The sequence below is a fragment of the Sphingomonas sp. FUKUSWIS1 genome (genome assembly GCF_000733135.1).
In the GTDB taxonomy this organism is placed as follows: domain Bacteria; phylum Pseudomonadota; class Alphaproteobacteria; order Sphingomonadales; family Sphingomonadaceae; genus Sphingomonas; species Sphingomonas aerolata.
Genome location: NZ_JPJC01000141.1, coordinates 72,039 through 79,603, shown reverse-complemented (window position 1 = coordinate 79,603; position 7,565 = coordinate 72,039). Strand labels below are relative to the sequence as shown.

Sequence of the window (7,565 nt, the reverse complement as noted above, 5' to 3'; positions counted from 1 at the left end):
CGTCCCTGCCACGACCGCGACGGATGTGGCCGGCGGGATCATCGGCGCCGCGCTTGCCGGCGTGTAGATCGGTCTGGATCTTCATGCTTCTTCTCCTGACATGCCGCGCAGCAAGACTCCGCGGCGGGTTTCGGTGGGTCGGATCCTGTCGAAAATGGGCGTTCTTGCGTCGCTCGAAGGTTTTTCCGACCGCATCCCATCACCGCTGCAGGCGGTGACATGCGTTAGTGTCGCGCGCGCGAAAAACGGTTCAACCCATTGGAACTTTTTAGAAACTGCGTCTCGCGCCGAGGATGAGGCCGCTCTGCCAGCGTCCGCTGTCATGGTTTGGGCCATTGCCTGCCCATTGCACGGTGATGGCGAGTCTATCGAACCGGCGCGCGACACCCAGTCGCCAGTCGAGCTCGATGAATCGCGGCCTGCCGGGATCGCGTGGTGGCGTCAGGACCCCGCCATGGCCCGCCAAGGACCAGGGGCCGTGCTCGACCAGCGTCGCGTTGACGTCCACATAGGCCGCTTCGCCGCCGCGGCCGTCATAATCGGGCGTCAGGTAGAGATGCGACTGCACGCGCCGCCCGATCAGTCCGACATAGGCTTCAGTCAAACGGCGTGCATAGTCGCCGGTAAAGAACCGGCTATAGACCCGATTGGTGATGCCGATATCGAAGGTCAGCGCGCCGCTGAGACGTCTGGCGTAACCGACATACTGTACCGAACGGTGCGGCCGGACGCCGCTGTCTCGCGTCGCAACGACCGTCGCCGAAATACCGGCATAAAGCCCACGGACATCGTCATAGGCCAGCGTCGCGGTGCCGATCGGTCGATCGCCGCTGACCGTCTGTCCGCGAAAGCGGTCATCCGATGCGACGGAAATCTCGAACCCGGTTTGCGCCATCGCAGGCACGGGGCCGAGGCCAATCGAGCATATTGCAAGACCGTGCAGACCGCGCGCGCGCCGCCGCCTAATTCGGCACGGAACAGCGCGCGCTGCCGGACCGCGCCAGGTGTTGGAGCGTGTCGCACGCATCAATGACGCCGCCGCCGCTGCGCGCGGACACAAAAGACTGGCCCGTCTTGCCGGGGCGCAATTCCTGCATGAGCGCCATCAGCCCGCTGACATGCGCGGCCGCATAAGAATTTCCACTGACCAGATACCATCGACCGCCCGGCTCCGTGGTCGGCACGTCCCGCCCGGGGGCAATGTAAACCCCGGTTCGCGTTCCCGCCACTCCATCGTCTGCGACCGCGACAACGCCGGGCAGCGCCGCCGGGAAGCCCGAGCCCGTCTCCGGATCGACCGCCGCGACGAACGCGACGCCGCGCGCGATGCCGACCTGGACGAGCCGGGCGAGCAGCTGATCGAACGGCCCTGTCAGGCTGAGATTGACGACGCGCGCCTTGCGCTCGATCGCGAAGGTCAGCGCCTTGGCGAGGCTCAGCGTGTCGCAGATCGTTCCTGCGGTGCCGCCGGGTTGCCAGCATGCGCGCAGCCCCATGAGGCGCGCACCAGGCGCAATACCCGCGATTCCGACCGCGTTGTTCGCCCGCGCGCCGATGATCCCTGCGACGCCGGTCCCATGGGTTTCTGCCCCCACGGTCGCGGCATCGGCGACAAAATCGCGATTGATCATCAATTGCCCGCGAAGATCGGGGTGGCCGGCATCGATCCCGCTGTCGATGATCGCCACCGTGATGCCGTTGCCGGTCGCCATCCGGTGGAGCGCCGCCAGCTGCCAGCCGCGCGTCGCGGGCTGCGCACGGAACAGGCGATCATTGTAAAAGGCCGGCGCTTGGCCCTGCGTCGCGTAGCGGTGGAGCGGCTGTGACCAGGCGACGCCTGAAAGGTGCGAAATCCGCTCGGCGGTTCCCTCGAGTGATCGGCCTTCGGGGACGATCATTACCATGCAGTCGATCCCAAGGATCGGCAGCGGCCAGCCGGTCTCCAGCCGCAACCCTTCCTTGCGCGCGATCCGCGCCGCCAGTCGGCGTCGCGCCTGTGCACTCGTCGGATCGCCGTAGCCGCCGCCATAGTCGGTGCCCGGGCGATAGTGCTCCGGGGCGAGCCTGAGCATCACCAGGATGCGGCGATCCGCCATCGCATCGGGGCTCGCCGATGGTGCGGCCGTCGCGCCTGCCGGGCTCTGCGCGCTCGTCATCGACGGGGTGGCCGTGATCGCGAGCGCGAGGAGCAGAAGCGCGCGATTCATTTTGCGGGCGCCTGTTCGATCGGTTCCGCCATCGTCACGTCCGCGTCGCGCCGCAGCCGTGCAAGCGCCGCGCCGCCCGGTACCGCAAGAACATAGGCGCCGGACGCGGTCGGCCCGTCGACCAGTCTCGCGCCGCTTGCCTGGAGCGCCCGACGGAACGCCGCCTCGCTCGCCTCGGGCCGAAACATCGCCAGCACGTTGCCGCTGCGTGTTGCACTTGCGTTGCCCAGCACATGATACGCGCCCGGCCGCCCATCGTATCGCTGCGTCAACGTCTGCGCGCCGAGCGCCAGCACGGCGACGAATTGCGCTGCGACTACCCAGCGTAGCGTCCGGGGGCGCATGACGGCGCGACGTACCGCGCGCAGCGGATCGCGCGTGCGGCGTCGCGGCACGTCCGTCGCGACCGGCACGCCGCCCGTCGCGTCGAGCCGCGCCGCCATCGCCGCCCAGCTATCGCCGGTTTCACCCGTATCCCGCGCCACCGCATCCGCCAGATGCCGCTCCTGCACCAGATCCGCGCGGCACGCACCGCACTCGGCGAGATGCTCGGCGACGAACGCGGTCTCCACGGCATCCAGCTGCCCGGTGACGTACCAGGGCAGCAGCAGGTGCACCTCGGCATGCCGGTCGGTGGGGAAGGGAAGGATCTGGGTCATTGTCCTGTTCTAGAGCCAGTCCGACAGATCGCCGGGAAGGCTTTGCTTGAGGTGGCGGCGGGCGTGAAACATCCGCGTCTTCACGGTATCGACGGGGCAATCCATGATTTCGGCAATCTCGCGGTAGCTGAAGTCCTGGTAATAGGTCAGGTTGACGACGGCACGGTGCGACACGGACAAGCCTTCGATGGCTTCGGCCAGCGCCAGCTTCACGCGGACCGCCCGGCTGTTCTCCTCGGGTGTCGCGGCGTCGCTGGCGAGTGCTTCCGAGCGGTCGTCATCGACCGGCTCGTCCAGCTTGCGCAGCGCCGCGAGGCCCTGGCGATAGGCAATTCCGAACATCCAGGTCGACAGCCGGCTCTCACCATTAAAGCCTCCGATCCGGTTCCACACGACCATCATGGTATCGTTCCGCACCTCCTCCACGAGATGCGGGCGGCGTAACAAATTGAGGAGGAAGCGTGACAATCGGGTGTCCCACGCGCGATAGAGCATCTCGAACGCCCGCCGATCGCGCGCACGGATGCGATCGATCAGCGCGGCCTCGCCGATACCGTGTCCGTCCTTGGCGCGCGGCGCCGCAGACCCGACCCCTGTCACTCCGGTCCTCCTGTTCGCCCGTTAGTGTCTGTCCGGCAGGAAATGGTTCAATCGCAACTTCGCATAGCGATACGATCAAGTCCTGGATGAGCGGTCCTCAGCGTTCACACGGGCCGATGCCTCGTTCACCTTGCCAGCAATCAGCGCGAGACGATAAGCCAATTCCGCTCACTCTCGCGAGCATGAACACGCGGCAGAAACGTTGCTCTTCGTGCCGGATCAGGACGGTCCGCGTCCGACCAGAAAGCGGCCGGTTGGCCCCTTACCCGACCGCCTGAACGAACGTCCACTTGCGACGATAGTCTCTCAAAAGCCACCGCCCGCTTACCACCGAGGCTGCGTAGAAACGTCTTGATATGCTATGCGTGGCGGCGTCATCTGGAGACGTCGGATGGGTCGGTTTCATCGAGGGGTGTGACCGCCGGGAGCAGCTTTTTCTACCGCTCTGCGTGGACGATGACGCTGCGGAAGACAGCACCGTGCGCATTGTCGATGCGTTCGTCGACGAACTGGATCTGGCGACGCTGGGGTTTGCCGGCGCCGCTGCGACGGGTCGGCCAGGCTATCATCCGGCGACGTTGCTCAAGCTCTACGTCTACGGCTATCTGAATCAGGTTCAGTCGAGCCGACGCCTGGAGCACAAGGCGGGCCGCAACGTCGAGCTGATGTGGCTGACGGGCAAGCTCGCACCGGATATCAAGACCATCGCCGACTTTCGGCGCGAACATGGGCTGCGATCCAGGCGGCCTGTCGCCGGTTCGTGCTGTTGTGTCGGCAGCTCGGCCTCATCGCGGGCGGCACGGTCGCGGTGGACGGGAGCCGCTCTCGCGCGGTGAATGCGCGCGACCGTAATTTCACGCCGGTCACGATCCGGCGCCGGATAGAGCAGGTCGATGCCAGCATCCAGCGCTACCTCGGCATGCTTGACACCGCGGGAAAGCTTCGCGGCTGTCGTCATTTCTTGGCAAATGCGACGAGGTCGGATCTGCTCCCAAAAATCATACCCTTGGTAAATTTGCTCGTCAGATGGAGACGAGTGATGCGGCGAGGCCGATTTACCGGGGATTAGATCACTGGCGTGCTGCGCGAGTATGAGGCCGGCGTGAAAACCGCCGAGTTGTGCCGGAAGCACGGGATTAGTGACGCGACGTTCTACAACTGGAAGGCGAAACACGGCGGGATGACCGTGTCGGAGGCGGCGCGGTTGCGGGCGCTCGAGGACAAGAACCGTCGGCTGAAGGATCTGCTGGAAATAAACTGATCCGGTCTGCGAAGCGCTACGCTGCAGTGGAGGAGCTGATGGCTGACCACGGTTTCTCCGAGGGGCGTGCCTGCGGGCTTATCGGGGTCAATCGGTCGGCATGGCATTATGAGCCGCTTCGCGGGCAGGACGATGCTGCCCGCGTCCGGATGCGCGAGATCGCGAACGAGCGTCGTTGGTTCGGCTACCGGCGGCTGGCGATCCCGCTCAGGCGCGAGAGGAGAGGCATGAACCTGAAGAACGTGTATCGGTTGTATCGCGACGAGCAGGTGACGGTGCGCAAGCGTAGCGGCCTCGAGCGCGCGCTTGGGACGCGACCGCCGGTCGCCTTCATCCCCCGGCACGAGCGATAGCGCATTCTCGTGCGATCCGCTTCGACGACAGCATACGCCCGCCGCTCGCTCATCCCCAGCACCGTCCGGAGATGCGCGACTGCTTGCTGCTTCACTGCAGGCGTCACCGTTTTTTTGACAACAGGTCTTTCAGACCTGCGTTGTTCAGCATCTGTCACACAGGATTAAGATGCGCGCCGTAGCGGCCGCCTATGACAAATCGAACGTTAAGACTCTGGTCGCGGAGCATGGTCGCACGGCTGATGGTACCCGTCGCCATCATGCTGGGGCTGGTGTGCCTGCTGGGCCTGATCGGGCACGGTACCAGAGACCGTGTTCAGACGGCGCGCGATGCGGCGAATGCCGGCCAGACCGTTCGGATCAACCTGATCGAGGTGCGGTCGATCAGTCGCTCGTTGCAGCGTGACGCGCTGAACCTACTGCTCGAACGCGATCCTCGCGCACTTGCGATTATCCATCGGAAATTCGCGAAACGGTCAAACCAGATGCGGACGCAGCTTGCCCAGCTGGTGCGAAACCCCATCGCAGGGTTGAGTGCACGGAGCCCATATATCGCCAGTCAGATCATCGTATTACGTCAGTTGGCGATCATGGCTAACAACGCCACGAGGAATCGCCAGGATCGGGCTTGGACCGTCTTTCGCGATGACGTCCGTCCCAACGAGCGGATGGCATCCAAGATCGCCGATACCCTCATCGCGTCCCAGGAAGTCGAGGTCGAGCGTCTGTTCCGCAACGCCCATGATCTGGAGCGGCAAGAGGTCGCAATCAGTGTCGCGGCAGGCATCATCCTGTTCGCACTAGCCGCTTACGGCACGGTGGTGATCGTCCAACGGACCATTGTCCGCCCGTTGCTGGACATCGAACACACATTGGCGGTGATCGCTGGAGGGAATGCAGAAGGTCGCACGCCGCATGCAGAACGAACCGATGAGATCGGTCGGATGTCACGCGCGATCGAAGTCTTTCGCGCCTCGGTCGTGGAGCGCGGACGGTTGGAAGCCGATAATGGCCGGCAGCGGTTGGCGGAGGTTCAGCGCGAACGTCAAATCGAGGATGCGCGGCGCACGGCAGAGACCGCCGAGGCGGAACGTGACCGCATCGTCCGACAGGCCGCAACCACGTTGGAAGGCGAGATAGCGAACGTGCTTGCCGAGCTTCGCGGAGCAGCCGGACAATTGTCCACGACATCGGGCGAACTCGAGGATCATTCGACCGACGCGACGCGCGAGCTTGGTAGTGTCGGCGTAGCCGTCAGGCGAGCGATCGACGGAGCGACGGATATTGCCGCGGCAACGAACCAGTTTATGGGCGCGATAAGTCTGTCCAGTCAGAGTACACGTCTGTCTGCCGATCTCAGCGCAGAGGCCGCGGACTGCGCAGCCCGGCTCGCACAGGATATGACCGACGTCCAGAATGACGCCCGTGCAATTGGTGCCATCGTCGGAGTCATCAGGACCATTGCTGCACGAACCAAGCTCCTCGCACTGAACGCCGCCATGGAGGCGGCCCGTGTCGGCGAGGCCGGAAAGGGGTTTGCCGTCGTTGCCGACGCCGTGAAATCATTGGCCGCGCAGACCGCGGACGCTACGGGCGAGATTGAGGAGCAGATAGCTGGCATGCAACGCGGCACCGGGGCAGCCTATGCCGGCCTGTTGCATATCCGCGCAATGGTCGAGGACATGGCTCGCGGTACCAATGATCTCGCGTCGAGCATCGGCGAACAGGCGCAGAGCGGCCAGGCCATCAGCCGGAACGTGGATGGAACCGCGACAGACCTGGATCTGATCGGGCGTCTGGTGACGCATGTATCCGTCGCGACGCAAAGCACGACGGGAATGGCAGCCAAGGTCCGCATGGACTCACGGCTGGTCGCAAACGGTGCATCGTCAATCGACGCCGCCCTGTTGCGCTTCTTCGAGACGCTGCACGCAACGTGAGGCTACGCGCCGTCGATCCGGAGCATCGCACGGGCGCGGTTCAGCGTAGACCGCTGCCCTCCAACGCGAGGACCGCGGCCCGCATTGCTACGATGCGATCGGCAGCCGTGGGCGAAAGCTCGCCCCAGGAAAATGCCGAACGGTCACGCGCGCCTTCGCGCCACATCCGCGCAGCGACATTGTCCAGATCCGCAGCGGTCGGGGACCGGCCCGTCGACATGCAATCGACGATTTGATGGGGAACGAGCGAGGTAGCGCTGGACATCGGGAATACCTTCCACGGCAAGCGCTTTCCCTAGCTGCGTTTGATGGCACCAGAATGACAGGCACGGTGTTTTCAGACACCTAGCGATATGGAAATGCTTTCCGGAGCTTCGGGCCCTGACGCGGAAATCACGTCCAGCCATTGGCCGTGCTGATCCGAATATATGCCACAGCCATCGACGTGACGATCAAGTCATGCCGCATCGTAACATGCACGTCACAAGTTTACCGCATTCAGCCTGGAGCCGGATGCGGAAATTGGGGGCGCGATGTTTTAGATC

The 7,565-nt window shown here is 64.4% G+C and carries 7 protein-coding genes and 2 pseudogenes; 4 read left to right on the top strand and 5 right to left on the bottom strand.

The features are described 5' to 3' along the window. Nucleotides 1-268: 268 nt before the first annotated feature. From sphsw_RS09695 to sphsw_RS09680, 4 genes are all read right to left on the bottom strand, one after another. On the bottom strand, nt 269-895 hold the full coding sequence (locus sphsw_RS09695; protein WP_031440440.1) for a TorF family putative porin: 627 nt from the start codon (nt 893-895) through the stop codon (nt 269-271). Between the two features lie 67 nt (nt 896-962). Next, nucleotides 963-2,207, bottom strand: a complete 1,245-nt coding sequence (locus sphsw_RS09690) for a S8 family peptidase (RefSeq protein ID WP_052380903.1) — start codon at nt 2,205-2,207, stop codon at nt 963-965. Continuing rightward, nucleotides 2,204-2,866 carry a zf-HC2 domain-containing protein gene (locus tag sphsw_RS09685; protein ID WP_042466996.1) on the bottom strand — a complete coding sequence of 221 codons (663 nt, stop codon included), beginning with the start codon at nt 2,864-2,866 and terminating at the stop codon, nt 2,204-2,206. Before sphsw_RS09685 ends, sphsw_RS09690 begins: the two co-directional genes overlap by 4 nt. A 9-nt stretch (nt 2,867-2,875) precedes the next feature. Further along, nucleotides 2,876-3,361 (bottom strand): sigma-70 family RNA polymerase sigma factor, encoded by a 486-nt coding sequence (locus sphsw_RS09680; RefSeq protein ID WP_081874251.1) that lies wholly within the window; start codon nt 3,359-3,361, stop codon nt 2,876-2,878. A 461-nt stretch (nt 3,362-3,822) separates the two neighbouring features. Between sphsw_RS09680 and sphsw_RS09675 the strand changes: the two are divergent. The 3 genes and pseudogenes from sphsw_RS09675 to sphsw_RS09665 all read left to right on the top strand — a co-directional run. Next, a pseudogene (locus tag sphsw_RS09675) lies at nt 3,823-4,406 on the top strand (transposase); the annotation flags it as partial. Nucleotides 4,407-4,544: 138 nt separating this feature from the next. Then, on the top strand, nt 4,545-4,727 hold the full coding sequence (locus tag sphsw_RS09670) for a transposase (protein WP_235188348.1): 183 nt from the start codon (nt 4,545-4,547) through the stop codon (nt 4,725-4,727). Nucleotides 4,728-4,765: 38 nt separating this feature from the next. Beyond that, nucleotides 4,766-5,080 carry a hypothetical protein gene (locus tag sphsw_RS09665; protein ID WP_152555467.1) on the top strand — a complete coding sequence of 105 codons (315 nt, stop codon included), beginning with the start codon at nt 4,766-4,768 and terminating at the stop codon, nt 5,078-5,080. On the opposite strand, the pseudogene sphsw_RS20395 reads toward sphsw_RS09665, so the two are convergent. Continuing rightward, nucleotides 5,062-5,231: pseudogene (locus sphsw_RS20395) on the bottom strand (IS3 family transposase); the annotation flags it as partial. The gene sphsw_RS09665 and the pseudogene sphsw_RS20395 overlap by 19 nt on opposite strands. A gap of 76 nt (nt 5,232-5,307) precedes the next feature. On the opposite strand from sphsw_RS20395, the gene sphsw_RS20800 reads away from it, so the two are divergent. After that, on the top strand, nt 5,308-7,020 hold the full coding sequence (locus tag sphsw_RS20800; protein WP_031440434.1) for a methyl-accepting chemotaxis protein: 1,713 nt from the start codon (nt 5,308-5,310) through the stop codon (nt 7,018-7,020). The last annotated feature ends 545 nt before the right edge of the window (nt 7,021-7,565 follow it).